The sequence below is a fragment of the Streptomyces pluripotens genome (assembly GCF_000802245.2).
Lineage (GTDB): Bacteria > Actinomycetota > Actinomycetes > Streptomycetales > Streptomycetaceae > Streptomyces > Streptomyces pluripotens.
Genome location: NZ_CP021080.1, coordinates 3869502 through 3895101 on the forward strand (window position 1 = coordinate 3869502; position 25600 = coordinate 3895101).

The window sequence follows — 25600 nt, forward strand, 5'->3', positions numbered from 1 at the left end:
CGGGGGAGCAATCCCCCAACCAGACCGGAGAAACGACCATGGGAATATCCACAGAAAAGACTTCACCAGCGCCTCCCGCCGGGAACGCGGCAGGCTCCGTCACCCGCTTCGGTGACCGCGTCTTCTCGGGCATGACCCGGGGGTCCGGCATCCTGCTGCTGACGATCATGGCCGCCATCGCGGTCTTCCTCACGGTCCGTGCCGTGAGCGCCATCTCCCAGGACCACGCGAACTTCCTGACCACCTTCGAGTGGAACGCGAACGCCAACCCGCCGGTCTTCGGCATCGCGGTCCTGCTCTACGGCACGCTCGTCAGCTCGGTCATCGCGATGCTCATCGCCGTGCCCGTTGCCGTCGGCATCGCGCTGTTCATGACGCACTACGCGCCGCGCAAGCTGGGCACCCCGCTCGCCTACATCGTCGACCTGCTCGCCGCGGTGCCCAGCATCGTCTACGGCCTGTGGGGCGCCCTCTTCCTGGTGCCGCACATGGAGGGCCTCACCTCCTGGCTGGACCACTACCTCGGCTGGACGGTCATCTTCGACCAGACCAACGTCGGCACCGCGCCCCGCAACCTGTTCACCGTGAGCATCCTGCTGGCGATCATGATCCTGCCGATCATCACCAACGTCAGCCGCGAGGTCATCCGCCAGGTCCCGCAGGCGCACGAGGAGGCCGCGCTGGCCCTCGGTGCCACCCGCTGGGAGGTCATCCGCGTCGCGGTCCTGCCGTTCGCCCGCTCCGGCATCATCAGCGCATCCATGCTGGGCCTGGGCCGTGCCCTGGGCGAGACCATGGCCGTGGCCACCGTGCTGTCGTCCTCCGACGTCCTGAGCGCGCACCTGCTCGACCCGGGCGGCGGTACTTTCGCCGCGAACATCGCCTCGCACTTCGGCGAGGCCACGAAGCTCGGCCGTGACGCCCTCATCGCCTCCGGTCTCGTGCTCTTCGTGATCACCCTGCTGGTCAACGGAGCGGCCCGGGTGATCATCGCCCGCCGCAAGGAGTACTCGGGGGCCAACGCATGAGTGACACCATGACCGGCAAGCGCGTCGCGGACTCCCTGGTCCCGGGTGGTGCCCTCGCCCATCGCCGGATGCCCCGCTGGGCGCCCCTCGCCATCGCAGTGGCCGCCGTGGTCCTCGGCAGCGTGACCGGGCTGGTCTTCGACCTGGCCAGTCACCTGCAGTGGGGCCTGATCGCGCTCGTCCTCTTCGTCCTCGGCACGTACGTGACCACCGCTGTCCTGGAGGACCGCCGGCAGGCCAAGGACCGGGTGGCCACCAGCCTGGTGTGGGCGTGCTTCGTGGTCGCCGTCGTCCCGCTGTTCTCGCTGGTGGCGACGACCGTCGCCAAGGGGATCAAGAACCTCAACGGGCACTTCCTGACCCACTCGATGGGCGGGGTGCTCTCCAGTGACCAAGGCGGCGGTGTCTACCACGCCATCATCGGCACCCTGGAACAGGTGGGCCTCGCCTCCCTGATCGCCGTGCCGATCGGTGTGCTCACCGCGATCTACCTCGTGGAGTACGGGCGCGGCAAGCTGGCGCTGGCCGTCACCTTCTTCGTCGACGTCATGACGGGTATCCCGTCGGTCGTCTCCGGTCTGTTCATCCTGGCCTTCTGGATCCTGGTCCTCGGCTTCTCCTACTCGGGCTTCGCCGGTTCGCTGGCGCTGGTCATCCTGATGATCCCGATCGTCGTGCGGTCGACCGAGGAGATGCTCAAGCTCGTGCCGAACGAGCTGCGCGAGGCGTCACTGGCACTCGGCGTGCCGAAGTGGCGCACCATCTTGAAGGTGGTCCTGCCCACCGCGATCGGCGGTATCACCACCGGCATCATGCTGGCCGTGGCCCGCATCGCCGGCGAGACCGCCCCGGTGCTGCTGCTCGTGTTCGGTAACCAGCTGATCAACAACGACCCGTTCCACGGACCGCAGTCCTCGCTGCCGTTCTACGTCTACGAGCAGTACGTTCTCGGTACGGACGCCTCCTACGAGCGTGCGTGGTCGGCTGCCCTCGTCCTGATCGCCTTCGTGATGATCCTCAACATGGTGGCCCGCGGTATCGCCCGCTGGAAGGCCCCGAAGACCGGTCGCTGACCGCGGCCCCTCAGCGACTGACTGGAAGTGAAGTAGTAATGGCCAAGCGAATCGACGTAAGCGGACTGACCGCCTACTACAGCGCCCACAAAGCGATCGAGGACATCTCGATGACGGTGGAGCCGCGCTCGGTGACGGCGTTCATCGGCCCCTCCGGCTGCGGCAAGTCCACCTTCCTGCGCACCCTCAACCGCATGCACGAGGTCACACCCGGCGGGCGCGTGGAGGGCAAGGTCCTCCTGGACGACCAGGACCTGTACGGCGCGGGCGTCGACCCGGTCGCCGTGCGCCGCACGGTCGGCATGGTCTTCCAGCGCCCGAACCCGTTCCCGACCATGTCGATCTACGAGAACGTCGTGGCCGGCCTGCGCCTGAACGGCGGGTTCAAGAAGAGCGAACTGGACGACGTCGTCGAGAAATCCCTCAAGGGCGCCAACCTCTGGAACGAGGTCAAGGACCGTCTGAACAAGCCCGGCTCGGGCCTGTCGGGCGGCCAGCAGCAGCGCCTGTGCATCGCCCGCGCCATCGCGGTGGAGCCGCAGGTGCTCCTGATGGACGAGCCCTGCTCCGCTCTGGACCCGATCTCCACCCTCGCCATCGAGGACCTGATCGGCGAGCTGAAGGAGCGCTTCACGATCGTCATCGTGACGCACAACATGCAGCAGGCGGCGCGCGTCTCGGACCGTACGGCCTTCTTCAACCTCGCGGCGGTGGGGCAGCCCGGTCGCCTGATCGAGATCGACGACACCGAGCGCATCTTCTCCAACCCGTCGGTCCAGGCGACGGAGGACTACATCTCGGGCCGCTTCGGCTGAGCCGGGGCCGTTCCGCAAGACCCCTCGCGGTGCTGCATGGCGGTGCCATCGCGAGGACGAAAAAGGGCCCGCCCCTGTTCCCGGGGGCGGGCCCACTTCGTCATCGGCACCCGTGGATCAGTAGCCGTCGGCGCCGGTGGCGAGTCCGGCGATGAAGCCCGGTGACCCGGCGCTGCCCTCCGCGTGCCTGCCGTAGGACGGGGTGCGCACCGGGAAGCCGGCCGCCGAGGCCGACCGGGCCCCGAAGACGACGGCGGTGCTCAGGGCGGCGGGTGTTCCCCCGACGGGCATGATCCGCTTGCTCCGGATCGACACGGCCAACCCTCCATGGACAGGGGCGGTCCGCGGCAAGAACGAACGATGTGCGCGCGAGGTCACCGAGCTGGGGCCGGGTTGGTGCCGCGGCGCTAGAGAACTGCGAGATTGATCAGCCAGTAACTGCACGCCGCGACCACGGCCGCTGCCGGCATCGTGATGAACCAGCCCAGGACGATGTTCTTGGCCACTCCCCAGCGGACGGCGTTGAGGCGCTTGGTGGCGCCCACGCCCATGATCGCAGAGGTGATGACGTGGGTCGTGGAGATCGGTGCCTTGAAGAGGAACGCCGTACCGAACATGATCGACGCGCCGGTGGCCTCCGCGGCGAAGCCCTGCGGCGGGTCGAGCTCGATGATCTTGCGGCCCAGTGTGCGCATGATGCGCCAGCCGCCTGCGTACGTCCCCAGGGACAGCATCACGGCGGACACGATCTTCACCCACACCGGGATCGGCTCGCCGAAGGTCTCATGGCCGGAGATGACCAGCGCCATCACCACGACACCCATGGTCTTCTGGGCGTCCTGGAGGCCGTGTCCGAGGGCCATGCCGGCCGCCGAGACGGTTTGGGCCATGCGGAAACCGCGCTTGGTCTTGTGCGGGTTGGTCCGGCGGAAGATCCACATGATCGCCGCCATGGCCAGGTAACCGACGATCAGTCCGACGACCGGGGACAGGATCATCGGGATGACGACCTTGTCGAGCACACCGTTCCAGAGCACGCCGGTGCCGCCCGCCAGGGCGGCACCGACCAGCCCCCCGAACAACGCGTGGGAAGAGGAAGAGGGCAGGCCGAAATACCAGGTGACCAGGTTCCAGGCGATCGCGCCGATGAGGGCCGAGAAGAGGATGGCCATGCCCGTCGAGCCGGACGGGGTCTCGATCAGTCCCTCGCTGACCGTCTTGGCGACTCCGGAGCCGAGAAAGGCGCCGGCGAGGTTCATCACGGCCGCCATGGCGAGAGCGGCCCGGGGCGTCAGGGCCCGGGTCGACACGGAGGTCGCGATCGCGTTCGCCGAGTCGTGGAAACCGTTTGTGTACGTGAAGAAGAGCGCGACCGCGATGGTCACGATCAGGGCGAAGGTGTCCATCGACGCCTCAGGACTCCTTGACCGCGATGGTCTCCACCGTGTTCGCCACGTGTTCGAACGCGTCCGCCGCCTCTTCCAGGACGTCCACGATCTGCTTGAGCTTGAGGACCTCGATCGCGTCGTACTTGCCGTTGAAGAGGTGGGCCAGCAGCTTCCGGTGGATCTGGTCCGCCTGGTTCTCCAGACGGTTCACCTCGATCCAGTACTCGGTGAGGTTGTCCAGCGTCCGGAGGTTCGGCATGGCCTCCGCCGTGAGGTCGGCGGCCCGGGCCAGTACCTCGATCTGCTGCTCGACACCCCTGGGTAGTTCCTCGATGTTGTAGAGGACGACCAGGTCGACGGCCTCCTCCATGAAGTCCATGATGTCGTCGAGGGAACCGGCGAGGGCATAGATGTCCTCGCGGTCGAACGGTGTGATGAAGGAGGAGTTCAGCTGGTGGAAGATCGCGTGCGTCGCGTCGTCACCCGCGTGTTCCGCTGCCCGCATACGCTCCGCGATCTCGGCCCGGGCGGAGGAGTCCGCCCCGAGCAGTTCCATCAGGAGTTTCGAGCCCGTGACGATGTTGTCCGCGGATGCGGCGAACATGTCGTAGAAGCTCGTCTCCCTGGGGGTCAGACGAAAGCGCACGTGGGGTCCTTGGGGTGCTTCGGTTTCGGTCAGGCTGATGCTAGGCGCATCGTCCGGCCACGGCTATCGGGCCGCATCCCAGTGTCGCCCATCAGGCACGGTGATCAGCACGGGGGCGTATCAAGGGCTCCGGGACCGGCGAAATTCGATACGATATACCCTCTAGGGGTATCTATCCGCAGCTCGTCCCGATATGGAGGTCCGCGATGACGACGACCGAGGCCGGCACCCCGGCACCTTCCGAGGGCGCGGACGAGGCCCCGCACACCACGCACGGCTACCACAAGCAGAAGGACGAGCACCTCAAGCGGCTGCGCCGGATCGAGGGGCAGATCCGCGGACTGCAGCGGATGGTCGAAGAGGACACGTACTGCATCGACATACTCACCCAGGTCTCCGCCTCCACCAAAGCCCTGCAGTCGTTCGCGCTGCAACTGCTGGAGGAGCACCTGCGCCACTGCGTCGCGGACGCGGCCCTCAAGGGCGGTGACGAGATCGACGCGAAGGTCGACGAGGCGACGAAGGCGATCGGTCGCCTGCTGCGCACCTGAGCGCGGCAGTACCGGCGACGCGGCAGCACGGGCGAGCACGTCTCAGACCTCGGCCGACTCCCGTTCCTCTGCCACGCGCAGGACCTCGTCGATGCTCTCCAGACTGAGCCGCTCCTCGGCGGCCGAGGCCGCGATGATCAGCTCCCCGCACAGCTCGATCTCGGCGAGGGCCACGTGGTCCTGAACCGCCGTACCGCCGACCGGAGCCACCCGCCTCACCTCCCCCCGCCGTCACCGACTTCCTAGGGTAGGCAGGCCCCCACACACCGCGCATGGCACGGACGGGCTAGTTCGGGGGTGGCGCACCGGACTAGTGCCGTGGCTATCCGCGTGACGACACGTCGTCGGCGATCCGGCCCGGGTAGATGTCCTCGGGGCGCGGCAGGCGTACTTCCACGGGGGCGCCGAAGTCGTACAGCAGGGTGGTCGAGGCGACCGCCACGGCCGCCTTCTGGTGGCCGTTGACGAAGCTGAAGCGCTGGCGGAGTTTGCGGATACGGCCCTCGTCGTCCAGGTAGACGTCGAACGGCACCTCGGCCGTGGCGAACCCCTTCGCCGCTGCTGCCAGGGCGGCCCGCACGTCCGCCGAGGCGCTGCCGGCCGCACGGATCAGGTCTGCCGTTCCCCGGTAGTGCCGCACCTGGGTCCCGCCGACCTTGGTTTGGCCGACATAGGCCGCCGTCCGCGTCCCGCGTAACACCTCGGCCGCTGCGTACGGGTCGGTCGCGCCGCCCGTGACCAGGTTGCCGTCGGACAGTGTGGCGGTCTCCACCCGCACCCATTTGTCGGCGGGCACGCCGGCGCCCCGGTTCTTCATGAACAGGGCGCCGGGAGTGAGGAGTTCGGTGATGGGCCGGTGTTCGGAGACGCCTGTGGGGTCCTCGGGAAGGACCACCGTGAGTTGGCCGAGCCGGCGCCGGTAGTCGTAGACGCCCTTGCCGCGGATGGTGACCACGGTCCCGCCCGTGGCCATCTCCATCGCGGTGCTGGCCTTCGAGCTGCCCGCGCCGCGCAGTGCGTCGGCAGCTTGGTGCAGGGTGGCGACCGGGTCGCCCGTGCCGGTGGCCCCCTCGGCCGAGGCCCCGCCGGAACAGCCGGCGGCCCCCGCTCCGAGACCGCACATGATTCCCACCGCGACGACCGTTCTGCCCGCGCGCCGGTGCTGCTGCCGCCGATCCATCGCCTGCCTACCCCCAGCGGGTGCGTCCGTGGGCCGCCTGTCCTCCGGGTTAACGAGGGGTCGGGAGGGCCGTCACGCTCGGCCGGGGGCAGCGGCGCGAGCCTGGTGAACCGCACAGGAACGCTTTGGCCCGGAGCTGGGTACGGTTGTCATCGTGGGAGAGCAGGACGGGCCGGAGCGGGCTCGGCAGGGGCAGGAACACCTCGCGACGACGATCGAACAGGGCCGCTTCTGCGTGGCCCGCTGCACGTGCGGCTGGCGCGGTCCGGCTCGCCGGGCCCGTAGCCAGGCCCGTGCGGACGCAGAGGCGCACGCGGCGGTCGCTTGACGGCGCTCGGCCGTCCCGCGCCGTGTTCCCGGCGTGCTCCCTGCACTCAGGTGTTCTCGGTGTTCTCGGTGTTCATTGTGTTCGCTGACTTCTCGGTGTTCGCGGTGCTCCCGGCGTTCTGGATGCGTCCGGGGTGCTCGGTGCGTTCGGTGCGTTCGGTGCGTTCGGGGTGTTCGGTGCGTTCGGGGTGTTCGGAGTGCGCCGCGTGCTCGAACCGCGCCATCAGGGCGGCCACGAGATCCCGGTCGCGGGGCTGGGTGAGTCGGCTACGGGCCGCGGTCGGGGAGAGCCACAAGATGCGGTCCACTTCGCCGTTCGGCGTGAATCGGCCGGAGACGGCCCGGGCTGCCCAGTAACGGACCTGCTTGGGGCGGCCGTTGGCAAGGTAATGCAGGGTCGGCAGCTCGGCGCCGGGCTCGGCGGTGTACCCGGTCTCTTCCGCGACCTCGCGCAACGCACCCGCGAGTGGCTCCTCGCCCCGTTTGAGCTTGCCCTTGGGGTGGGACCAGTCGCCGTACTTCGGCCGGTGGACCAGGCAGATCTCCAGGTCCCCGGTGACCGGCGAGCGGCGCCACAGCACGCAGCCCGCGGCGCGGACCAGGATGTCGTTCACACCGCCTCCTCGTGGGGTTCAGGGAGCGTTGACGGTCTGCTTCTGCCAAGCCTGCTGGAACGCGAACCTGGCCGCCTCCACCTCGTGCCGCTGGTCGGCGTGGAGCACACCGAGCGCGTACGCCGTCGCCGGGGTGATGCGGGGGGTACGGGCCGCCTGTGCTGCCGCCGCGGCGGCCTCCGAGGCGTCCCGGTGCCGGTTCAACGCCTGACTGGCGGTCACCAGGCGTACGTCCGCGGGCGCCTCGTCCCCGGTCAGTACCTCGCGGGCGTACCGGTGGAGGCGCAGCAGCAGCCGGACCTGGTGCCAGGGGCCGTCCTGCGGGTGCGCGGAGAGGTCCGGGGCCAGACCGTGGACCAGGGCTTCCGCGTTGTAAGGGTGGCCGGCGGTGACCAGCGGCAGGGCGGCGACGGCGTCCGTGAGGCGTTCCTCCGCCGCGGCGGCGAGGGGGCCCAGGTCGGTGGTGGGTGCGGCAGGGGTGAGCGGGACTTCGCTGGCGAGTACGGCCACCCTGTCAGCCACGGCGTGAAAGCGGCTGGAACCCAGGGCCTGGAGGGCGGTCGAGTGGGCTCGGGTCCGGGCCAGCGTCAACTGGCGCTCCAGCAGAGCGCCCGCTTTCGCCGCACCCACCGTGAGGTTGCCGCGTTCCGGGGTGGACTTCGGGGCGGTGGGGCCGCTGGAGTCGGCGGGGGCCGTTGTCGCCGGGGCCCGAGTCATGCCTGCGGGACGACCGGGCGCGGCTGCGCGGTCGGACGTCTGCGCGGGAATCACCGTGGTCCCGGACAGTCGGTGCAGCGCCAGCAACAACCGTTCCAGCCGGGCCTCGTATGCGTGCTCAAGGCCCAGTGTGCCGGACAGCCAGGCCAGTTCGGGCCGCATCTCCTCGGACCAGCCGGGGTCCAGTAGGGGGCGGAAGGTGTGCAGGCTGCCGCTGATGCGGCGGGCCGCGCGACGCAGGGCGCGGGGGCCGTCGACGGACTCCTGCGAGCTGTTCGCCAGGGTGCTTCCGGTCTCCCGGTGCAGGCGCAGCGCACGGAGGAACGCCGTGGCCTGGGCGCGCAGATAGCCCGCTAGGGCCTCCCCCGTCACCGCCCCGGCCGTGGGGTCCGTCGGGTCAGGGTGTTGCTGTGCCACGCCGGCGCCTCCGGGCGTCTATGAGCATCTCCTGGACATTGCGCAGGGGCTGTCCGTCCGCGTCGGTCGCGTGCCGGGTCCACTCGCCGTCGGGGCTGAGGTGCCAGGAGGCGGTGGAGTCGGACATGCCGGTGTCGAGCAGCCGGTTCAGGGCCGCCCGGTGGCCCGGGTCGACGACCCGGACCAGGGCCTCTATCCGGCGGTCGAGGTTGCGGTGCATCATGTCGGCGCTGCCGATCCACACCTCCGGTTCGCCACCGTTGCCGAAGGCGAAGACGCGGGAGTGTTCGAGGAAACGGCCGAGGATGGAGCGGACCCGGACGTTCTCCGACAGGCCCGGGACGCCGGGGCGGATCGCGCAGATGCCGCGCACCCAGACGTCGACTGGCACGCCTGCCTGGGAGGCCCGGTAGAGAGCGTCGATGACGGCCTCGTCGACCATCGAGTTCACCTTGATGCGGACGAAGGCCGGACGGCCCGCTCGGTGGTGCTGGACCTCCTTGTTGATCCGTGCGATCAGGCCGTCCCGCAGGGACTTGGGGGCGACGAGGAGGCGGCGGTAGGTCTCGCGGCGCGAGTAGCCGGAGAGGCGGTTGAAGAGGTCGGAGAGGTCGGCGCCGACCTGCGGGTCGGCCGTCAGCAGGCCCAGGTCCTCGTACAGCCGCGCCGTCTTCGGGTGGTAGTTGCCGGTGCCGACGTGGCTGTACCGGCGCAGTGTCTCGCCCTCCTGGCGTACCACCAGGGACAGCTTGCAGTGCGTCTTCAGACCGACCAGGCCGTAGACGACGTGGCAGCCGGCCTCCTCCAGCTTGCGCGCCCACTTGATGTTGGCGTGCTCGTCGAAGCGGGCCTTGATCTCGACCAGGACAAGGACCTGTTTGCCGGACTCGGCGGCGTCGATGAGCGCGTCGACTATCGGGGAGTCGCCGGAGGTGCGGTAGAGGGTCTGCTTGATGGCGAGGACGTCCGGGTCGGCCGCGGCCTGCTCCAGGAAGGCCTGGACGGAGGTGGAGAAGCTGTCGTACGGGTGGTGCAGGAGCACGTCCCGGGCGCGCAGGGCCGCGAAGATGTCCGGCGCGGAAGCCGACTCGACCTCGGCGAGGTCGCGGTGGGTGCCCGCGACGAACTTCGGGTACTTCAGCTCGGGGCGGTCGAGACTGTGGATGCGGAAGAGACCGGTGAGGTCCAGGGGGCCGGGCAGCGGGTACACCTCGGCCTCGGAGATCTTCAGCTCGCGCACCAGGAGGTCCAGCACCTCGCGGTCGATGGACTCCTCGACCTCCAGGCGCACCGGCGGGCCGAAGCGGCGCCGCATGAGTTCCTTCTCCAGAGCCTGCAGGAGGTTCTCGGCGTCGTCCTCCTCGACCTCCAGGTCCTCGTTGCGGGTGAGTCGGAAGGTGTGGTGCTCCAGCACCTCCATGCCCGGGAAGAGCTCCTCCAGGTGTGCGGCGATGACGTCCTCGATGGGGACGTACCGGCCGGGGCTGCTCTCCAGGAAGCGGGACAGCAGCGGCGGCACCTTCACACGGGCGAAGTGCTTGTGGCCGCTGACCGGGTTGCGCACCACGACGGCCAGGTTCAGCGAGAGGCCGGAAATGTAGGGGAACGGGTGTGCCGGGTCCACCGCCAACGGGGTGAGGACCGGGAAGATCTGGTGCCGGAAGAGCGTGAAGAGCCGCGCCTGCTCCTTCTCGGTCAGTTCGTTCCAGCGGACCAGGTGGATGCCCTCCTCGGCGAGTGCGGGGGCGACGTCCTCGTGGTAGCAGGCGGCGTGCCGGGCCATGAGCTCGCGCGAGCGGGCCCAGATCATCTCCAGCACCTCGCGCGGTTGGAGGCCCGAGGCGGAGCGGGTGGCGACGCCGGTGGCGATGCGGCGCTTCAGGCCGGCCACCCGGACCATGAAGAACTCGTCCAGGTTGCTGGCGAAGATCGCGAGGAAGTTCGCCCGCTCCAGCAGGGGCGTGTTCGGGTCCTCGGCCAGTTCCAGGACGCGCTCGTTGAAGGCGAGCCAACTGCGTTCCCGGTCGAGGAAACGGCCCTGGGGCAGGGGTGCCCCGGCGCCCGCGGACTCCTCGTACGCGTCGAGGTCGGCGTCGATGTCGGGTTCCAGATCGGAGACCGTGGCCGCCACCGTGCGCGGGCGGTGCGCGGCTATGGAGCCCACGGGGGGCTGGGCGTGCTGGACCGGTGCCTGGGCGTCTGGCTGACTCATGACCCCATTCTTCCGCGCCAAGGGCGTCACGGGCGCGTCGGAACGTGCGAGGGGGAGCGTCACGGCCCCGTTCTGCGCGGACCGCCCCTCGGGGGGCGGCGAAGGCTCTGGCACGGCGGGCTGCATTGGCTGAGCGTCGCAAGCTCGTCTGAATCGATGGTTAAGGCGACATGACGTGCGGGATAGCGCGGGGCGGCTCGCGGGGGTCTTCGTCGTGAAAACGGCGGATTCCGTGCCGCGTGTTTTCGTGGACCGTAGCGGAGGTGACTCTCCGGTACGGTCCCACCTCCGGAGCGGCTCGCTGGGTTCCGGCCGGGGCCCTCACCCTGGAGGCCGCGACCGCCTACGTCGTGGCCGTGGCCACGGCCACGCTGGCCGCACGCCGCTCGGACGAGCCGGAACCCGGTGGGAGCGTGGCGGCCGTCCTCCTCACCGCCGTCGTTCCGGCGTTCCTGTTGCTGCCCCGACTGCTGGGCGCTGGTCGCCGCGCCGGACGACGCGCGGTGGGCCGCGGCGCACACGCGGTGGGCATGGCTGTCGGCGGGGGCGGTGACGGCGGGGGCAGCGGCGCAGTGGGAGCGGCTCGCCCGCCGTGGGCCACGAGCGACGTACGGCCGTCGTGCGGTGGACGATGCTCACGGCCGCGCGCTCGGGATGACGTGCTCACGTCTCCGTGCGGTACATCAGGTCCGTCTCGTACGTGCTGAACCCGAGCCGCTCGTAGACCGACATCGCCGCCTTGTTGTCGGCGTCGACGTAGAGCATCGCGGTGGGCAGGCCCTGGTCGGCCAGATGGCGCAGCCCGATCGCGGTCAGGGCCTTGCCGAGGCCGCCCCCCTGTTCGCCGGGCCGGACCCCGAGGACGTACACCTCGCCGAGCCCTTCCTCGGCGTGCACCTTGGTCCAGTGGAAGCCGATCAGTTCCCCGCCCCGCTCCGCGAGGAAGAACCCGGCCGGGTCGAACCACGGTTCCGGCTTGCGATCGTCCAGGTCCCGCTGGGTCAGCGAACCCTGTTCCGGGTGGTGGGCGAAGGCGGCGGCGTTCACCGCGAGCCAGGCCGCGTCGTCTTTGCCCGGGACGAAGGTGCGGACGGTCACCCCCTCCGGCAGCTTTGGGGCGGGCAGCTCAAGCCCGGCCAACGGCCGTCGCATCTGGTGCAGTTCACGGAACATGGTCAGGCCGAGGACCTGGGCCAGGTGCCGGGCGGCGGCATGTCCGCCGTGCGCCCACACCCGCAGCCGCTTGCCGGAGGTGGCGAGCAGGGCCGCGCCGAGCGCACGGCCGTGTCCGTGACCGCGGTGCGCTGGATGCACGACCAGTTCGGCGGCTGGTGCCTCCACCGGGTCGGTGTCCTCCAACTGGGCGTAGCCGACGAGTTCGCCGTCGACGGTCAGTAGCAGGTGCGAGATGCCCTCGCGGGCACCTCCGTGCAGCTGTAGTCGGCCCTGCTCGGAAACCGGCTGCTGCCCGTCGACGGCGGAGGCCTCGTCGAGCAGGGCGAGCACGGCCTCGGCCTGGTCCGGGGTGAGCGCGGAGTGGGTCTCGATGGAGCGGGCGCGGAAGGCCCGTGCGGTGTCGTCGCTGCTCATGCGTACGAGGGTACGGCGCGGTTCCGTTGCTGCGGTGAAAGCGACGGCACCGCACATGGTTTTCCACGGGCTCGCCCTGTGAACGAGCGGTGCAAGCCCGTTCCGGCTCCGGGGAAGCCGGTCCTGGAGAAGGACGCGCAACGCCCCGATCCGGAGCCGTTCGCCGGCGGGGCGGGTCGGAGCGGGTCTACGGTGTTTCCGGCGGAGGTGTGGGTGCGCCCGGCAGCCGTACCGTCACCACCGTGCCGCCGCCCTCCGCCCCAGCCAGGGTGACCTCGCCGCCGGCCTGCCGGACCGTGCGGGCCACGATGGACAGGCCGAGCCCGGAACCGGGCAGGGCGCGGGCGCTGGGCGAGCGCCAGAAGCGGTCGAAGACGTGCGGGAGTTCGTCCTCGGGGACGCCGGGACCGTGGTCGCGGACGGTGAGGACGCCACCATCCAGCAGCACCTCGATCGTGCCGCCCTCGGGGCTGAACTTGACCGCGTTGTCGAGGACGTTGACGATCGCCCGCTCCAGCGCGGAGGGCTCCGCCCGGACGTACCAGGGCTGTAGGTCCGCGGTGATCGTCAACTCGGGACCGCGCAGCCGTGCGCGGCGCAGGGCCGTTTCGGCGGTGTCCTGGAAGGACACCACCTGGACGCGCTCCCCGCGCTGCCCCTCCGAGCGGGACAGCTCCTGCAAGTCGCCGATCAGCGAGGCCAGTTCCGTCATCTGCGCCTTCACCGAGGCGAGGAGGGCCTTGCGGTCCTCGGGCGGGATCGGACGGCCTGTCTCCTCGCTGCGGGTGAGGAGTTCGATGTTCGTCCGGAGAGAGGTGAGAGGGGTGCGCAGCTCGTGACCGGCATCCGCGATCAGCTGCTGCTGCAGCTCGCGGGAACTGGCGAGGGAGGTGGTCATCGAGTTGAAGGAACGGGAGAGCCGGGCGACCTCGTCGTCGCGGTCGTCATCGACGGGAATGCGGATCGTCAGGTCCTCGGTGCGCGCGACGCGCTCGACCGCCTCGGTCAGCTTGTCGACGGGACGTAGACCGGCGCGCGCCACGGCGAGGCCCACGGCACCGGCACCCACCACTCCGACACCGGAGACGAGGAGGAGGACGAGGGCGAGGTCGCTGAGGGTCTTCTGGGTGTTCTTGAGCGGGACGGCGGTCATCCAGGCCGCGCCGGGAAACACCTGGAGCCCGGTGTTCGTCTTGACCACGAGTGGCATGGTGAGCACCCGGACGTCGTTGCCCTGGGAGTCGGTGCCGTCGCGGAGGATGCCGTCCCGCTCGGCGTTGTTCGCCGCGACCGCCCGGTCGGCCGGGGTGGCCTTCACCACACCCAGCGAATTCGACGCGACACAGACCGTGCCGTCCGCCTTGACCAGCTGCGAGTAGAGGGACTCGCGGGCGCGTAGACCGCTGAGGGGGGCGGAGGGCTTCTGGGGGCAGGTGGTGAGCATGTCGAACACCTGTCCGGCCGCAACGGGGTGCTGCGAGGACTTGTTCAGATCCTCGTTGACCAGGCCGTACAGCTTCTTCTGCACGATGAACCAGCACGTCACCGAGACTGCCGCCACGGCGAACGCCACCGCCGCCGCGACCAGCATCGCCAGCCGGGCCCGGATCGGCAGGGCCCGGTACCGGCGTACCAGCTTGGTCACTCGGTACCGTCCTGACGCAGGACGTACCCCACGCCCCGCACCGTGTGCACCAGGCGCGGTTCGCCGCCGGCCTCGGTCTTGCGGCGCAGGTACATGACGTAGACGTCGAGGGAGTTGGACGAGGGCTCGAAGTCGAAGCCCCACACGGACTTCAGGATCTGTTCACGGGTGAGGACCTGGCGTGGGTGTGCCAGGAACATCTCCAACAGGGTGAACTCGGTGCGGGTCAGCTCCACCTGGCGTCCGCCGCGCGTGACCTCACGGGTCGCGAGGTCCATGCGCAGGTCGGCGAAGGAGAGCACCTCGTCCTCGCGGGCTTCGGCCGCCCCGGCGGCCGCGTACGAGCTGCGCCGCAGCAGCGCGCGGACACGGGCGAACAGTTCGTCCAGTTCGAAGGGCTTGACCAGGTAGTCGTCCGCCCCGGCGTCCAGCCCGGTTACGCGGTCGCCGACCGTGTCACGGGCGGTGAGCATGAGGATCGGGACGGTGCCGCCAGCACCCCGGATGCGGCGGGCCGCCGTCAGGCCGTCCATGCGCGGCATCTGGATGTCCAGGACGATCAGGTCCGGCTTGCAGGTGGTGGCCTTCTGCAGTGCGTCCGCGCCGTCGACGGCCACCTCCGTGTCGTACCCGTCGAAGGCGAGGCTGCGCTGCAGTGCCTCGCGTACGGCCGGCTCGTCGTCGACGATCAGGATGCGCTGGGGGTCACGGTCGCCTTCGGCGGGGCTCATCGCTCGTGATTCCTCGGGGTGCGGTGGGTGGTGTCGTCGGGGTCCTGTTCCCGGGTGTCTCTCAGCCTGCCACGTCCCGGGGGGTGCGCGACATGCGTGCCAGGGTCAGGCCCGGACCGCGCTGAGGCGGTTCAGGGGTACCTTGCGGCGGTGGGGACGGGCGGCGGAGACGTGCAGGCCCATCAGCTGGGGGACGGGTGCCGCGGCCAGCTCCGGCGCGCGGGACGCCGGGGCGGGCGTGTGCAGCTCGGACGCGACCGAGAGGGCCAGGGCGACGACGGCCGGGCCGCACCCCGCCGGCGGGGTGTGCGAAACGCGCTGGATCATGACCTGCTCCCTACTGCCTGCACTGCCTGCTCGCCGCCGCCGCTAGCTGCCGGAGCCCGCGCGCAGCTTGGCCAGATCGGACTTGACGGTGTTGATCGGGATCGCGAAGCCGAGGCCGATGCTGCCCGCGTCCGAGGACGAGGAGGACTGCTGGCTCGATGCGTACATGGCGGAGTTGATGCCGATGACGTTCCCACTCGCGTCGATCAGCGCGCCGCCGGAGTTACCGGGGTTCAAGGACGCGTCGGTCTGGATCGCCTTGTACGTCGTCGTGGACGACCCGGTGTCGCCGTTGAACTGACGGCCGCCGAACTGGAACGGCCACTGACCGTCGCCCCGGCCCTGCCCCTGGCTCTCGCTGGTCGGGACGGTGACATCCCGGTTGAGGGCCGAGACGATGCCGCTGGTGACGGTGCCGGTCAGGCCCTCGGGGGAGCCGATCGCGACGACCGTGTCCCCGACCTGGACGCCGGCGGAGTCGCCGAGCGAGGCGGTCTTCAGCCCCGAGGCGCCCTGCAGCTTGAGCAGCGCGAGGTCCTTGGAGCTGTCGGTGCCGACCACCTCGGCGGGGTAACTCTTGCCGTCGCTGGTGCGGACCCTGATCGAGTCGGAGCCGGAGATGACGTGGTTGTTGGTGACGATCTCGCCGTCGGAGGTGATGATCACGCCGGAGCCGGTGGAGGAGCCGTTGCTGAGGGTGGCCTTGACCTCGACCACGCTCGGGCTGACCGCCGCGGCGATCGCGGCGACGTTCCCCTTCTTACTGGAAGGCACCACGTTGGTGGTGGCGCCGGCGGTGACGGCCGTGTCCGTGCCGGTGAGCTCCTGGAAGGCGTATGCCGTGGCGCCGCCGACCGCTGCCGCGACGATCGCGACCGCCGCGAGCAGGGCGATGGGCCCCCGGGTGCGCTTCTTCTTCGGTTCGGGGCCAGGCACCGGGCCTGCTGCCACCGCCGTCGGGGGTTCGTACGGCGGCGGAGGCGGCCACTCGGGGTTCACGGGGGAGGGAGCGGTGTAGCTGTGCTGCTGGGCGTACGCGCCCGGCTGGGCGTGGGCGCCCGGCTGGGGGTACGTGCCGTGCTGGGGGTACGTGCCCTCGTGGGCGGTACCCTGCGGGGCTCCGTACTCGTACTCGCCGCTGCGGCGGTTGCTCTCGGTCATGACAAGAAGCCTCCCCCGCGACCATGAGAGCTTCCTGAGTGTGCCCTGAGAAGCCCGGCAGAACCTCGTTTGCCCGATATAAAGGAGCTTCTCGCGGTTCGCCGCGAGCTCTCACCCGCTCTTCAGGAAGGCGTCAGTCCTGGCAGCCGCAGGACGTGCGGACCACCAGCCGGGACGGGAACGTCTTCAGCCGTTCACGTCGCGACCCGGCGACCCGCAGCCCGTCGTCCAGGACGAGGTCGACCGCTGCCCGGGCCATCGCCGAGCGGTCCGAGGCGACCGTGGTCAGCGGTGGGTCGGCGAGCGCGGCCTCCTTGATGTCGTCGAAGCCGGCCACCGCCAGCTTCCCGGGCACGTCGATGCGCAGCTCGCGCGCGGCCCGCAGCAGGCCGATCGCCTGGTCGTCGGTGGAGCAGAAGATCGCCGGCGGGCGGTCGGGGCCGGAGAGGATGTCCAGGGCCACCCGGTAGGCGTCGTAGCGGTTGTACGGTGCCTCGAAGAGCCGTTTCTCGGTGGGCAGGCCGGCCTCGGCCATGGCCCGCCTCCAGCCCTCGACGTGGTCGGAGACCGGGTCGCCGACGGCCGGCGTCTGAGCCGTACCGCCCATACAGGCCACGTACGCGTAGCCGTGCTCCAGCAGGTGGCGCACGGCGAGGTGGGCGCCACCTATGTCGTCCGTCACCACGGCCACGTCGTCGATGGCCTCCGGGCGCTCGTGCAGCAGCACCACCCGGGCGTCCCAGGCGTCGATCTCGGCCGCGGCGAGGTCGTTGAGGGCGTGGCTCACCAGGATCAGCCCGGAGACCCGCATGCCCAGGAAGGCGCGCAGATAGTGGACCTCACGTTCGCCGATGTAATCGGTGTTGCCGACGAGGACCATCTTCCCGCGTTCGGAGGCGGCCTGCTCGACCGCGTGCGCCATCTCGCCGAAGAAGGGCTGACGGGCGTCCGGGATGATCAGGCCTATGAGGTCCGTGCGCCGGGACGCCATCGCCTGGGCGACCCGGTCGGGCCGGTACCCCAGTTCCTTGATCGCGGCGAGGACACGCTCGCGCGTGGCCGGGGCGACCGGCCGGGGTCCGTTGTTGATGACGTAACTGACGACGGCGGTGGAAGTTCCAGCCAGCCGCGCCACATCATCCCGAGTCACCTTGGCCACGCGCGGAGTCTACGCGGATTGACCCAATCTGGGCAGGCCGTATTGATGCTTGGATGTGCGGTAGCAATGCCCCGCCCGAGACCATTCCATGCCTCCCCGGCGGGATCGGGGCCGGATCGACGCGTGGATCCGGGCCGGATCTACGCGTCAGCGTGGAGTTCGGCGCCGCCCAGCACCTCGGATGCGTCTGCTTCCTCCGCTTTTGCCCGTTCGGGCTTGGCCTTGGTCTCCTCGGCGGACCGATCACCCTTCTCAGGTGTAACGAATCGATAACCGACGTTACGGACGGTGCCGATCAGTGATTCGTGCTCCGGGCCGAGCTTGGCGCGCAGCCGTCGTACGTGCACGTCGACGGTCCGGGTGCCACCGAAGTAGTCGTAGCCCCACACCTCCTGCAGCAGCTGGGCGCGGGTGAAGACCCGGCCCGGGTGCTGGGCGAGGTACTTCAGCAGCTCGAACTCCTTGAAGGTGAGGTCGAGGACCCGACCCTTGAGCTTCGCGCTGTACGTCGCCTCGTCCACCGACAGGTCACCGTTGCGGATCTCCATGGGGGAGTCGTCGGCGACGATCTGCTGGCGCCCCATGGCGAGCCGGAGGCGGGCCTCGACCTCGGCCGGCCCGGCCGTGTCCAGCAGGACGTCGTCGATGCCCCAGTCGGCGGTGACGGCGGCGAGGCCGCCCTCGGTGACGACCAGGATGAGGGGGCAGCCGGGGCCGGTGGAGCGCAGCAGCTGGCACAGGCTGCGCACCTGTGGCAGGTCGCGCCGGCCGTCGACCAGGATGACGTCGGCGCCGGGGGTGTCGACGAGGGCGGGCCCCTCTGCCGGGGCCACCCGCACGTTGTGCAGCAGCAGGCCGAGGGCGGGGAGCACCTCCGTCGACGGCTGGAGGGCGTTGGTCAGGAGCAGCAGAGAACTCATACGTCTGGTTCCTCCTCGGTCCCTGCGAGGACGTGTGCGGTGCGGCACTGCCTGCGATCTCGGGGGCCCCGTACACCTGCGGTCACCTGAGGTTTCCCGCTTCGTATACAACGCGTCCGAAAGCACAAAAGGACCCGGGGGCTACGCTGCCCGAGTCCTCTGCCAGCAGAATAGCCCACATGAGCAACCGTCCGGCAGGTCATGCGGCACGTTCCACCGTTCGTCCGAATTCCGAGACAAGCGGACATGCCCCTATCCGGACGTTCCTGTACACCGCCGACGGAATGTCGATCGACTCCGTATACGATCCGGGCGCCGTCGTATACGAAACCCGACCGGACACCTTCCAGCCCCACCCCCGTCACCTCGTGTTCGTGATCGCCCACGGGTTCACCGGGGACGTGGACCGGCCGCATGTACGGAGGGTGGCGGGCGTCCTGCGCGGTTACGGCGCGGTCGTCACCTTCTCCTTCCGCGGCCACGGACGCTCGGGCGGCCGGTCGACCGTCGGTGATCGCGAGGTGCTGGACCTCGCCGCAGCCGTGGCACACGCGCGCGGTTTCGGGCACGCCCGCGTGGTGACCGTCGGCTTCTCCATGGGTGGCTCGGTGGTCCTGCGGCACGCCGCCCTGTACGCCGGTGCGGCCGACGCCGTGGTGTCGGTCAGCGCCCCCGCCCGCTGGTACTACCGGGGCACGGCCCCGATGCGCCGCCTGCACTGGCTGGTCACTCGCCCGGAGGGCCGCCTGGTGGGCCGCTACGGTCTGCGCACCCGCATCCACCACCGGGAATGGGACCCGGTGCCGCTCTCCCCGGTGGCGGCGGTCCCGCAGATCGCCCCGGCCCCGCTGCTGATCGTGCACGGCGACCGCGACGCCTACTTCCCCCTCGACCACCCCCGGATGCTCGCCGAGGCGGCCGGTGACCACGGCGAACTGTGGGTGGAACCGGGCATGGGCCACGCGGAACACGCTGCGGGCGATGCCCTGCTGTCCCGGATCGGGGCCTGGGCGACGGCCGCAGCGGGCTAGCCTGACACCATCTTCTTTCTGTCTTTGTTTCTTCCTGCCGTCGATTGAGGAACCAGATGCCCAAGGTCACGGTGCGCTACTGGGCCGCCGCCAAAGCCGCGGCCGGAGTCGCCGAGGAGCCGTACGACGCGGACACGCTCGCGGACACGCTGACCGCCGTGCGCGCACGACACCCCGGTGAGCTCCCCCGCGTGCTGCAGCGATGCTCGTTCCTCATCGACGGCGACCCCGTCGGGACCCGCGCGCATGAGACGGTACGGCTGGCCGAGGGCGGCACGGTCGAAGTGCTCCCGCCGTTCGCAGGAGGGTGAGCGATGAGCGACCAGCCGTATCAGGGCGGCCCGTATGAGGGCCACGAGGGCTACGACCCGTACCAGCAACACCACCCGCAGCAGTACCCTCAGCAATATCACCACCAGCAGCACCCTCAGCAGCAACAGACGCAGGCGCAGGCGTGGCCCGGACACGATGACTACGGTCGGCAGCCCGCCTACGACCCGCAGCTCACGCAGCAGTGGCAGGGGCAGACCTGGGAGACGCAGACGCACCCGTCGGTGCAGATGCAGGCGCCGGCCGCGGAGACGGCGTACCTGCCACCGGTGCGGGAACAACAGCCGCAGCAGCCCACCTCTCAGCAGCCCGAACAGTCGCAGCAGTTCACGCAGCCGTACGCGTCCCAACAGCCGCAGCAGCCCACCTCTCAGCAGCCCCACCAGCCCCACCAGCCCCAGCAGTTCACACAGCCGTATGCGCCCCAGCAGGCACAACCGCAGCCCCAGCCGCATGTGTCGGCCCCACTGCCCCAGCCGGTCCCGGCCCCGGTATCTGGCCCTGGTACCTCCGGGCCGGAGCCAGTGCCGTCCGGGCCGGACTCCGGGCCGTCCTACGGCCCCGCCACACTCGCCGGCAACGCGCGGGTCACCGACGCCCAGCGGGCCCGCCTTGAGGGCCGTTCCCCCATCATCGAGCCCGGTATGCAGCCGGCGGCGCTCACCGCGCTGCTGGGCTTGCTGCTGGCCGCGACGGCGCCCGTCGGCTCCTACGCCCTCGTCGTTCCCCTAGTACTGCTCCAGGCGGTGACGGCCGCGGGCTGGTTCCGACTCAACGGCATGTGGCCGGCCAGGCAGGGCATCGCGCTGGCCTTCGCGGGCGCCCTGGCGGCCGACGCGGCACTTCTGGCCGTGGGCCGCGACCACGCCCCGGCCGCGATCCTCGGCACGCTCGGCATCTGGGTCCTGCTGTCCCTGGTCCTGCAACTGCGCTCGCACGCCTCGCCGGACGAGCGGATGTACGGCCTGATGGCCACGGTCGCCTCGGCGGCTCTGGCGATCCTGGCCACCGGGTACCTGGGCGCCGATCCGCACGCGACTTCGGTGGGCGCGGCTGCGGTGGCGGTGGCCGTCCTGGCACGGGCGCTGCCACTTCCGACACCGGCGTCGGTCGCGGTGGGCCTGCTGGCGGCGGCGGGCGCGGGAGTCGTCGTGGGCGGCATGACCGGGCTCGGCGCGAAGGGCGCCGTTCTGGGAGCCGGCGCAGGGGCCTGCGCACTCATCGGCCACCGGGTGGCCAGCTACGACTACCCGTCCCGCTTCGTCCACTTCACGGCGGGCGTCGCCCTGCCGCTGTCGGCGGCGGCGCCGGTGGTCTGGGTACTGGGACGCGCACTGACCCACTGATTGGCTTCGGGAATCCCGGGGGATCCCGCCTAGCGGATCGCCCGTGCGCCGCGGGACGGGAGGACGGGACGCACGGGCGGGGCCGCTCGATCGGGATGGTGGACGGGCCGGGACTCGCCCGCTGGGTCGTCCGGCCAGACGTGCTGTCCGTACCGTCCACGGTGAGGCCGAAGCGGGTCACACCGGGAGACCCTCGCCCTCTCCACCACAGGTAGGCGTCGTCACCTCGTCCCAGAGGTGCCGGTGTCCCGACTGCCAGACGGAGGCGTGCCCGTTGCCCTTCCTGGAGTGGGAAGCGAGATACCCGTGGGAGTGGACGCAGCATGCGAAGGCGTGGGGTACGAAGCAGAGTCTTATCCGGGGTGTGGCCCTGGCTCACCAGGAGGAAGCGGTCAGGGCGAAGCTCACCGATCTGGTCGAGATCGTCGTCCTCCGCGCGTATCGCTGCAAGGACCGCGAGTACGCGCGAGGTGCCCGAGCTGTTGACAGCGCTGACCTGCGCGGCAGGCTCGATCGTGCAGTCGATTCGGACAGTCTGTGGGCCCGGTGCCAGGCAGGGCACGTGCGCTGGCTCCTTGACCGCCCTGACATGCCGAACACGCCTCATGCCTGGCGGGCCTGGGCGGCGGGCGAGGCCGCGCGGTTGATGTGACCTGGGGGCGATGCCGGGAAGGTCCCGTGAGCATGAAGTGCTCTACGCCCCGTGACCCGCCTGGAAGCCCGTGCCTGTCACGTTCCCAGGGCCCTGCCGAGCTGGCAAATGAATCAACAACAAACGCGCACTCGGCCCAATTGCCCAGCCTGGCCGGCAGGTTGGAAATCACTCACTGGGTCAGTAGGAGCGCGTACTGGGTGCTATTGCGGGAGGTGACCCTGACTGTGAAACCTTTCGGCTCGGCGGGCGATCCAAAGGTGATTTTCTGAATGCCCGTAGTTTCGCAGGGCTGTGAGAGCACCTTGTAGATTGCCTTGCCTGCACGGTCGTTGATATCCATGGACAGGTCCCCGGCTCCAGCACAGGAAACCTCGGCGGTGACAGTCCCCGCGGGAACGGCACGGGTGCGGTGGACACCGTTTCCCTGGCCTGTGACCTTCAAGAGTACGTCTCCCGGAATGTCGGAGGGGAACGGGGGCAAAGTGGGCGACTCGTGCTTCGCGGTCGCAGAGTGGCTCGGGGCTGCCTCTGGGCTTCCGTGGTCGGTACACGCTGCCGCCGTGACCATGAGCAGCAGGACGGCGGTTGCGCGGTGAGCGTGCTTCACGAGTGGATCCCTAGGTGCGAGTGCGAGTGCGAGTGCAAATACGCATAAGACGTGCCACGTTCCGACAGGGTCCCCGAAGCCAACGCTCCTTGCAGGACCCTGCCGGATCACCTGTTGGGCAAGGCTGGGGCGGGTTCAATCATCCGGCCTGGCGCAGCTGTGCCCGTTGACCGGTTTCAGTCGGCGCCGCAGTTTTGAGACAGATTAGGACTTCGAAATCCAGAAATTCCATCCCCGCCCCCGATTGATTCGACTGTCAGCGTACTTGATGTCGTACTTCTTGCAGCCGTCGTTCATGCGGTAGGTCTTCAGATAGAGGTGATCCTGCCACACTCCGTACCGTGCGTTGCCGTAGCGCTTGGCCGGGATCTTGTAGGTCACCGTGTGGCCGGTAGTGACCCTGCTGGACCAAGTGTGGCTATAGCCCATCTCGCCCGAGACTTCGACCGCGAGCCAGTTGCCACTGACACCGAGACTGGCGGAGACGGTGCTGCTGACCGTGCCGGTCCACCTGTTCGTGAACGAGGACGTCGCCGTGCCGGTTCCGCCGTTCCAGTCTCTATAGGTAGTTCCGACCCCCTTGAATGGCTTGCCATAGTTGTGGAGGACCTCAAGGAAGGGGCCGTTCGCGCCACGGCAGGCGCCGTGCGGATGCACCTGGGCCTGCGCGGTGGTGGCTCCGCCTGCTATCAGGGCAGCGGTGGCCCCGCAAACGGAAATGACTCGTTTGAACTTCAAGGGAATCACGTTTGGGTTCCTTTCGGTGGCGGCGAAGGAAGGGTTTCTGGCTGAATTGCCCCCCGCGTGATCACGAGAATAGTCACCCAGGTTCCATCAAGGTCGAGATGCTGAAATTATTGGGGGAGGCATTGCTTCCATCCTCAGTAGAACCTCAGGCGCCGCACGTCATTGGTGTCCCGCCGGGGGTGACCGGAATTCCCTTTCCTCGGCTTCTCGCCAAGGTGATGAGCTACTGTTCGCCGAACCGGAATAGCGCTTCGTCATGGCTGTGACGTGCGCCACGCGGCCACGTACTGAACTTGATTGGGTGATGTCGGATTCGTTCGCCTGATGGCGGCCGGTTCACTCCGGTAGGCCTTGGACTCTGAGGTGCGCGCGGGGCGGCGGGTTGCTCGACGCCGGGAGGGCCGCGGGGGAGCGGGTCTGGCTGCAGGTCTTGGAAGGCATCGAAGGTGCCGGCGGGAACGGGGGAGGCCCTCCCCGGCCCGAAGCCTTGCGGTCAGGCCAACTACTCATCTGGCGCGGGAGGTTGGAAATCCTTTGTGAAGTAAACCCGCGTGTTGGTCAGAGGCGCGCCCTTGGGTTTCCTGGCGCGGTGCCCATCCGGCAAGAAAGCCAGGAAGTCGGTGGGTCGATCAGCGCAGCTTCGACACCGTCACGCGGTTCGAAGATGACAGCCCGCGGCCGTGGGGCGAGTTCAGCGTGGTCGGCCTGTTACCGGTTTTCCATCTCCAGTACCCACTTGCCAAGTCCGCACAGTTCGAGCCACTTTCAGTAGGCACCGCCGCCTCCCCTAGTTGCCCGAGAGACTAAACGGATCGCCTTTCTCCGCCGGTATCTCTCCGAAGGCAGTATCGCTGACGACTGTGCCGACGAACACGCCGGAGACACCGCCCGCGCGCTCCCCAGCATTCCGAACCGCATGACGGACATCGCCGCCGCGGTCCTCACCCTGGAGAGGCAACGCTGAAAAGGCTCACTGACCGCCGTCCGAGTTGCCGTAGGTGCTCTTGCGCCAGGCGGCGCTCAAGATGTCGTCCGATACCTCTATAGGGGTGCCGGAGGGAGACCGGATAGGGGTGCCGGAGGGGGGCCGGGCGGACGTTTGCCGGCGGTGAACGGCCGAAGGGCCGCACCCCCACTGGCGTCCAACCCAGGGGATGCGGCCCTCCAGGCCGTCACCGAGTTCGCTCAGACCGCGATGGCCACCTCGGCAAGGCCGCCCTTTTGCGCCACCACCGTACGGTCGGCGGTCGCACCGCCCGGGACGAGCGCGCGCACGGTCCACGTGCCCTCGGCCGCGTAGAAGCGGAACTGTCCGGTGGCGGAGGTGGGCACCTCCGCGGTGAACTCGCCGGTCGAGTCGAGCAGACGGACGTAACCCGTCACCGGCTCGCCGTCGCGGGTCACTTGACCCTGGATGGTGGTCTCACCGGGCTTGATCGTCGAGGCGTCGGGGCCGCCGGCCTTCGCACCGCACATGTTGAACTCCTTGAGGGGTAAAGGTCGTTGGACTACTTGTTGGCGCCGAGCTCGATCGGCACGCCGACCAGGGAGCCGTACTCGGTCCAGGAGCCGTCGTAGTTCTTGACGTTCTCCACGCCGAGCAGCTCGTGCAGCACGAACCAGGTCAGGGCCGAGCGCTCGCCGATGCGGCAGTAGGCGATCGTGTCCTTGGCGAGGTCGACGCTCTCGTCGGCGTAGAGCTTCTGCAGGTCCTCGTCCGACTTGAAGGTGCCGTCGTCGTTGGCGTTCTTCGACCACGGGATGTTGCGTGCGGACGGCACGTGGCCGGGACGCTGCGACTGCTCCTGCGGCAGATGGGCCGGGGCGAGTAGCTTGCCGGAGAACTCGTCGGGGGAGCGGACGTCGACCAGGTTGTGGCTGCCGATCGCGGCCACGACGTCGTCGCGGAACGCGCGGATCGAGGTGTCCTGCGGCTTCGCCTTGTAGTCCGTCGCCGGGCGCACGGGGATCTCTTCGCCCGAGACCAGCTCGCGGGCGTCCAGCTCCCACTTCTTGCGGCCGCCGTCGAGGAGCTTGACGTTCTGGTGGCCGTACAGCTTGAAGTACCAGTAGGCGTAGGACGCGAACCAGTTGTTGTTGCCGCCGTAGAGGATCACCGTGTGGTCGTTGGCGATGCCCTTCTCCGACAGCAGCTTCTCGAAGCCTGCCTGGTCGATGAAGTCGCGGCGGACCGGGTCCTGGAGGTCCTTGGTCCAGTCGATGCGGATCGCGTTCTTGATGTGGTTCTTCTCGTAGGCGGACGTGTCTTCGTCCACCTCGACGATGGCGATGTCGGTGTCGTCCAGGTGCTCCTGGAGCCAATCGGCGTCGACCAGGACGTCGCTGCGGCTCATGCTCTTTCTCCTCCGGGGCAGTTGCGGCG

Annotated in this window: 27 protein-coding genes and 1 pseudogene; 9 read left to right on the forward strand and 19 right to left on the reverse strand. The window is 69.4% G+C overall.

Annotation, left to right across the window (positions count from 1 at the left end):
• Positions 1–38 precede the first annotated feature (38 nt).
• The 3 genes from pstC to pstB are packed head-to-tail and all read left to right on the forward strand — an operon-like array spanning position 39 to position 2916.
• On the forward strand, positions 39–1028 hold the full coding sequence (gene pstC, locus LK06_RS17500; RefSeq protein WP_039654684.1) for a phosphate ABC transporter permease subunit PstC: 990 nt from the start codon (positions 39–41) through the stop codon (positions 1026–1028).
• Positions 1025–2101, forward strand: coding sequence for a phosphate ABC transporter permease PstA (gene pstA / locus LK06_RS17505; protein WP_039654685.1), 1077 nt, complete (start codon positions 1025–1027; stop codon positions 2099–2101). Before pstC ends, pstA begins: the two co-directional genes overlap by 4 nt.
• Positions 2102–2139: 38 nt before the next feature.
• Positions 2140–2916 (forward strand): phosphate ABC transporter ATP-binding protein PstB, encoded by a 777-nt coding sequence (pstB, locus tag LK06_RS17510; protein ID WP_039654686.1) that lies wholly within the window; start codon positions 2140–2142, stop codon positions 2914–2916.
• 117 nt (positions 2917–3033) lie between these two features.
• Here pstB and LK06_RS17515 read toward each other — a convergent pair whose 3' ends face one another.
• From LK06_RS17515 to LK06_RS17525, 3 genes are all read right to left on the reverse strand, one after another.
• The gene (locus LK06_RS17515) at positions 3034–3231 is read right to left on the reverse strand and encodes a hypothetical protein (protein ID WP_039654687.1); all 198 of its coding nucleotides are present in this window, start codon (positions 3229–3231) and stop codon (positions 3034–3036) included.
• 92 nt (positions 3232–3323) lie between these two features.
• The gene (locus LK06_RS17520) at positions 3324–4322 is read right to left on the reverse strand and encodes an inorganic phosphate transporter (protein ID WP_039654688.1); all 999 of its coding nucleotides are present in this window, start codon (positions 4320–4322) and stop codon (positions 3324–3326) included.
• Positions 4323–4329: 7 nt separating this feature from the next.
• A complete protein-coding gene (locus LK06_RS17525) occupies positions 4330–4950 on the reverse strand; it encodes a DUF47 domain-containing protein (RefSeq protein ID WP_039654689.1) in 621 nt (206 codons plus the stop codon).
• Positions 4951–5156: 206 nt separating this feature from the next.
• Here LK06_RS17525 and LK06_RS17530 point away from each other — a divergent pair, with 206 nt between their 5' ends.
• On the forward strand, positions 5157–5501 hold the full coding sequence (locus LK06_RS17530; protein ID WP_039654690.1) for a metal-sensitive transcriptional regulator: 345 nt from the start codon (positions 5157–5159) through the stop codon (positions 5499–5501).
• Between the two features lie 42 nt (positions 5502–5543).
• On the opposite strand, the gene LK06_RS33770 is transcribed toward LK06_RS17530, so the two are convergent.
• Both LK06_RS33770 and LK06_RS17535 read right to left on the reverse strand, forming a co-directional pair.
• Positions 5544–5711, reverse strand: a complete 168-nt coding sequence (locus LK06_RS33770; RefSeq protein WP_167747945.1) for a hypothetical protein — start codon at positions 5709–5711, stop codon at positions 5544–5546.
• Between the two features lie 112 nt (positions 5712–5823).
• Positions 5824–6681, reverse strand: a complete 858-nt coding sequence (locus LK06_RS17535; RefSeq protein WP_039654691.1) for an SCO4651 family lipoprotein — start codon at positions 6679–6681, stop codon at positions 5824–5826.
• Positions 6682–6835: 154 nt separating this feature from the next.
• On the opposite strand from LK06_RS17535, the gene LK06_RS33775 reads away from it, so the two are divergent.
• Positions 6836–7009 carry a hypothetical protein gene (locus LK06_RS33775; protein ID WP_167747946.1) on the forward strand — a complete coding sequence of 58 codons (174 nt, stop codon included), beginning with the start codon at positions 6836–6838 and terminating at the stop codon, positions 7007–7009.
• Between the two features lie 217 nt (positions 7010–7226).
• Here the strand turns inward: LK06_RS33775 and LK06_RS17540 are convergent.
• The 10 genes and pseudogenes from LK06_RS17540 to LK06_RS17585 all read right to left on the reverse strand — a co-directional run.
• Positions 7227–7622 (reverse strand): annotated as a pseudogene (locus LK06_RS17540) (NUDIX hydrolase); the annotation flags it as partial.
• A gap of 18 nt (positions 7623–7640) precedes the next feature.
• Complete coding sequence (locus tag LK06_RS17545) at positions 7641–8756, reverse strand: CHAD domain-containing protein (protein ID WP_039654692.1); 1116 nt, start codon at positions 8754–8756, stop codon at positions 7641–7643.
• Positions 8737–11094, reverse strand: a complete 2358-nt coding sequence (locus tag LK06_RS17550; protein WP_374208149.1) for an RNA degradosome polyphosphate kinase — start codon at positions 11092–11094, stop codon at positions 8737–8739. Before LK06_RS17550 ends, LK06_RS17545 begins: the two co-directional genes overlap by 20 nt.
• A 537-nt stretch (positions 11095–11631) precedes the next feature.
• Positions 11632–12558 (reverse strand): mycothiol synthase, encoded by a 927-nt coding sequence (gene mshD / locus LK06_RS17555; RefSeq protein WP_039654811.1) that lies wholly within the window; start codon positions 12556–12558, stop codon positions 11632–11634.
• Positions 12559–12745: 187 nt separating this feature from the next.
• Positions 12746–14203: a sensor histidine kinase gene (locus LK06_RS17560; RefSeq protein WP_039654694.1), complete on the reverse strand. Its 1458-nt coding sequence runs from the start codon at positions 14201–14203 to the stop codon at positions 12746–12748.
• Positions 14200–14934 (reverse strand): response regulator transcription factor, encoded by a 735-nt coding sequence (locus LK06_RS17565; protein WP_039654695.1) that lies wholly within the window; start codon positions 14932–14934, stop codon positions 14200–14202. The genes LK06_RS17560 and LK06_RS17565 overlap by 4 nt, the downstream gene beginning before the upstream one ends.
• A 105-nt stretch (positions 14935–15039) precedes the next feature.
• Complete coding sequence (locus tag LK06_RS17570) at positions 15040–15261, reverse strand: hypothetical protein (protein WP_039654696.1); 222 nt, start codon at positions 15259–15261, stop codon at positions 15040–15042.
• Between the two features lie 42 nt (positions 15262–15303).
• The gene (locus LK06_RS17575) at positions 15304–16422 is read right to left on the reverse strand and encodes a S1C family serine protease (RefSeq protein ID WP_043405062.1); all 1119 of its coding nucleotides are present in this window, start codon (positions 16420–16422) and stop codon (positions 15304–15306) included.
• Between the two features lie 133 nt (positions 16423–16555).
• Complete coding sequence (locus LK06_RS17580; RefSeq protein WP_071659266.1) at positions 16556–17581, reverse strand: LacI family DNA-binding transcriptional regulator; 1026 nt, start codon at positions 17579–17581, stop codon at positions 16556–16558.
• A gap of 140 nt (positions 17582–17721) precedes the next feature.
• Positions 17722–18501, reverse strand: coding sequence for a response regulator transcription factor (locus LK06_RS17585; protein ID WP_039654699.1), 780 nt, complete (start codon positions 18499–18501; stop codon positions 17722–17724).
• A 179-nt stretch (positions 18502–18680) separates the two neighbouring features.
• Between LK06_RS17585 and LK06_RS17590 the strand changes: the two genes are divergently transcribed.
• The 4 genes from LK06_RS17590 to LK06_RS17605 all read left to right on the forward strand — a co-directional run bounded on the left by LK06_RS17590 (position 18681) and on the right by LK06_RS17605 (position 21860).
• Complete coding sequence (locus LK06_RS17590; protein ID WP_071659267.1) at positions 18681–19532, forward strand: alpha/beta hydrolase family protein; 852 nt, start codon at positions 18681–18683, stop codon at positions 19530–19532.
• A gap of 56 nt (positions 19533–19588) precedes the next feature.
• Positions 19589–19843, forward strand: a complete 255-nt coding sequence (locus LK06_RS17595; RefSeq protein ID WP_039654700.1) for a MoaD/ThiS family protein — start codon at positions 19589–19591, stop codon at positions 19841–19843.
• 3 nt (positions 19844–19846) lie between these two features.
• Positions 19847–21208 carry a hypothetical protein gene (locus LK06_RS17600; protein ID WP_043433942.1) on the forward strand — a complete coding sequence of 454 codons (1362 nt, stop codon included), beginning with the start codon at positions 19847–19849 and terminating at the stop codon, positions 21206–21208.
• 364 nt (positions 21209–21572) lie between these two features.
• Positions 21573–21860, forward strand: a complete 288-nt coding sequence (locus tag LK06_RS17605; protein ID WP_234367436.1) for a hypothetical protein — start codon at positions 21573–21575, stop codon at positions 21858–21860.
• Positions 21861–22032: 172 nt separating this feature from the next.
• Here LK06_RS17605 and LK06_RS33240 read toward each other — a convergent pair whose 3' ends face one another.
• From LK06_RS33240 to LK06_RS17620, 4 genes are all read right to left on the reverse strand, one after another.
• The gene (locus LK06_RS33240; RefSeq protein WP_159025168.1) at positions 22033–22203 is read right to left on the reverse strand and encodes a hypothetical protein; all 171 of its coding nucleotides are present in this window, start codon (positions 22201–22203) and stop codon (positions 22033–22035) included.
• A gap of 471 nt (positions 22204–22674) precedes the next feature.
• Positions 22675–23217 carry a hypothetical protein gene (locus LK06_RS17610; protein ID WP_039654703.1) on the reverse strand — a complete coding sequence of 181 codons (543 nt, stop codon included), beginning with the start codon at positions 23215–23217 and terminating at the stop codon, positions 22675–22677.
• Between the two features lie 1185 nt (positions 23218–24402).
• On the reverse strand, positions 24403–24693 hold the full coding sequence (locus tag LK06_RS17615; protein ID WP_039654704.1) for a DUF1416 domain-containing protein: 291 nt from the start codon (positions 24691–24693) through the stop codon (positions 24403–24405).
• Positions 24694–24725: 32 nt separating this feature from the next.
• Positions 24726–25571, reverse strand: a complete 846-nt coding sequence (locus tag LK06_RS17620) for a sulfurtransferase (protein WP_039654705.1) — start codon at positions 25569–25571, stop codon at positions 24726–24728.
• Positions 25572–25600 lie beyond the last annotated feature (29 nt).

What these genes read in the sequence shown, in the direction of transcription:
- pstC (WP_039654684.1), top strand. Translation starts at nt 39, where the DNA reads ATGGGAATATCCACAGAAAAGACTTCACCAGCGCCTCCCGCCGGGAAC.
- pstA (WP_039654685.1), top strand. Translation starts at nt 1,025, where the DNA reads ATGAGTGACACCATGACCGGCAAGCGCGTCGCGGACTCCCTGGTCCCG.
- pstB (WP_039654686.1), top strand. Translation starts at nt 2,140, where the DNA reads ATGGCCAAGCGAATCGACGTAAGCGGACTGACCGCCTACTACAGCGCC.
- LK06_RS17520 (WP_039654688.1), bottom strand. Translation starts at nt 4,322, where the DNA reads ATGGACACCTTCGCCCTGATCGTGACCATCGCGGTCGCGCTCTTCTTC.
- LK06_RS17530 (WP_039654690.1), top strand. Translation starts at nt 5,157, where the DNA reads ATGACGACGACCGAGGCCGGCACCCCGGCACCTTCCGAGGGCGCGGAC.
- LK06_RS17535 (WP_039654691.1), bottom strand. Translation starts at nt 6,681, where the DNA reads ATGGATCGGCGGCAGCAGCACCGGCGCGCGGGCAGAACGGTCGTCGCG.
- LK06_RS17550 (WP_374208149.1), bottom strand. Translation starts at nt 11,094, where the DNA reads ATGCAGCCCGCCGTGCCAGAGCCTTCGCCGCCCCCCGAGGGGCGGTCC.
- mshD (WP_039654811.1), bottom strand. Translation starts at nt 12,558, where the DNA reads ATGAGCAGCGACGACACCGCACGGGCCTTCCGCGCCCGCTCCATCGAG.
- LK06_RS17565 (WP_039654695.1), bottom strand. Translation starts at nt 14,934, where the DNA reads ATGAGCCCCGCCGAAGGCGACCGTGACCCCCAGCGCATCCTGATCGTC.
- LK06_RS17570 (WP_039654696.1), bottom strand. Translation starts at nt 15,261, where the DNA reads ATGATCCAGCGCGTTTCGCACACCCCGCCGGCGGGGTGCGGCCCGGCC.
- LK06_RS17575 (WP_043405062.1), bottom strand. Translation starts at nt 16,422, where the DNA reads ATGACCGAGAGCAACCGCCGCAGCGGCGAGTACGAGTACGGAGCCCCG.
- LK06_RS17585 (WP_039654699.1), bottom strand. Translation starts at nt 18,501, where the DNA reads ATGAGTTCTCTGCTGCTCCTGACCAACGCCCTCCAGCCGTCGACGGAG.
- LK06_RS17590 (WP_071659267.1), top strand. Translation starts at nt 18,681, where the DNA reads ATGAGCAACCGTCCGGCAGGTCATGCGGCACGTTCCACCGTTCGTCCG.
- LK06_RS17595 (WP_039654700.1), top strand. Translation starts at nt 19,589, where the DNA reads ATGCCCAAGGTCACGGTGCGCTACTGGGCCGCCGCCAAAGCCGCGGCC.
- LK06_RS17600 (WP_043433942.1), top strand. Translation starts at nt 19,847, where the DNA reads ATGAGCGACCAGCCGTATCAGGGCGGCCCGTATGAGGGCCACGAGGGC.
- LK06_RS33240 (WP_159025168.1), bottom strand. Translation starts at nt 22,203, where the DNA reads ATGGATATCAACGACCGTGCAGGCAAGGCAATCTACAAGGTGCTCTCA.
- LK06_RS17615 (WP_039654704.1), bottom strand. Translation starts at nt 24,693, where the DNA reads ATGTGCGGTGCGAAGGCCGGCGGCCCCGACGCCTCGACGATCAAGCCC.
- LK06_RS17620 (WP_039654705.1), bottom strand. Translation starts at nt 25,571, where the DNA reads ATGAGCCGCAGCGACGTCCTGGTCGACGCCGATTGGCTCCAGGAGCAC.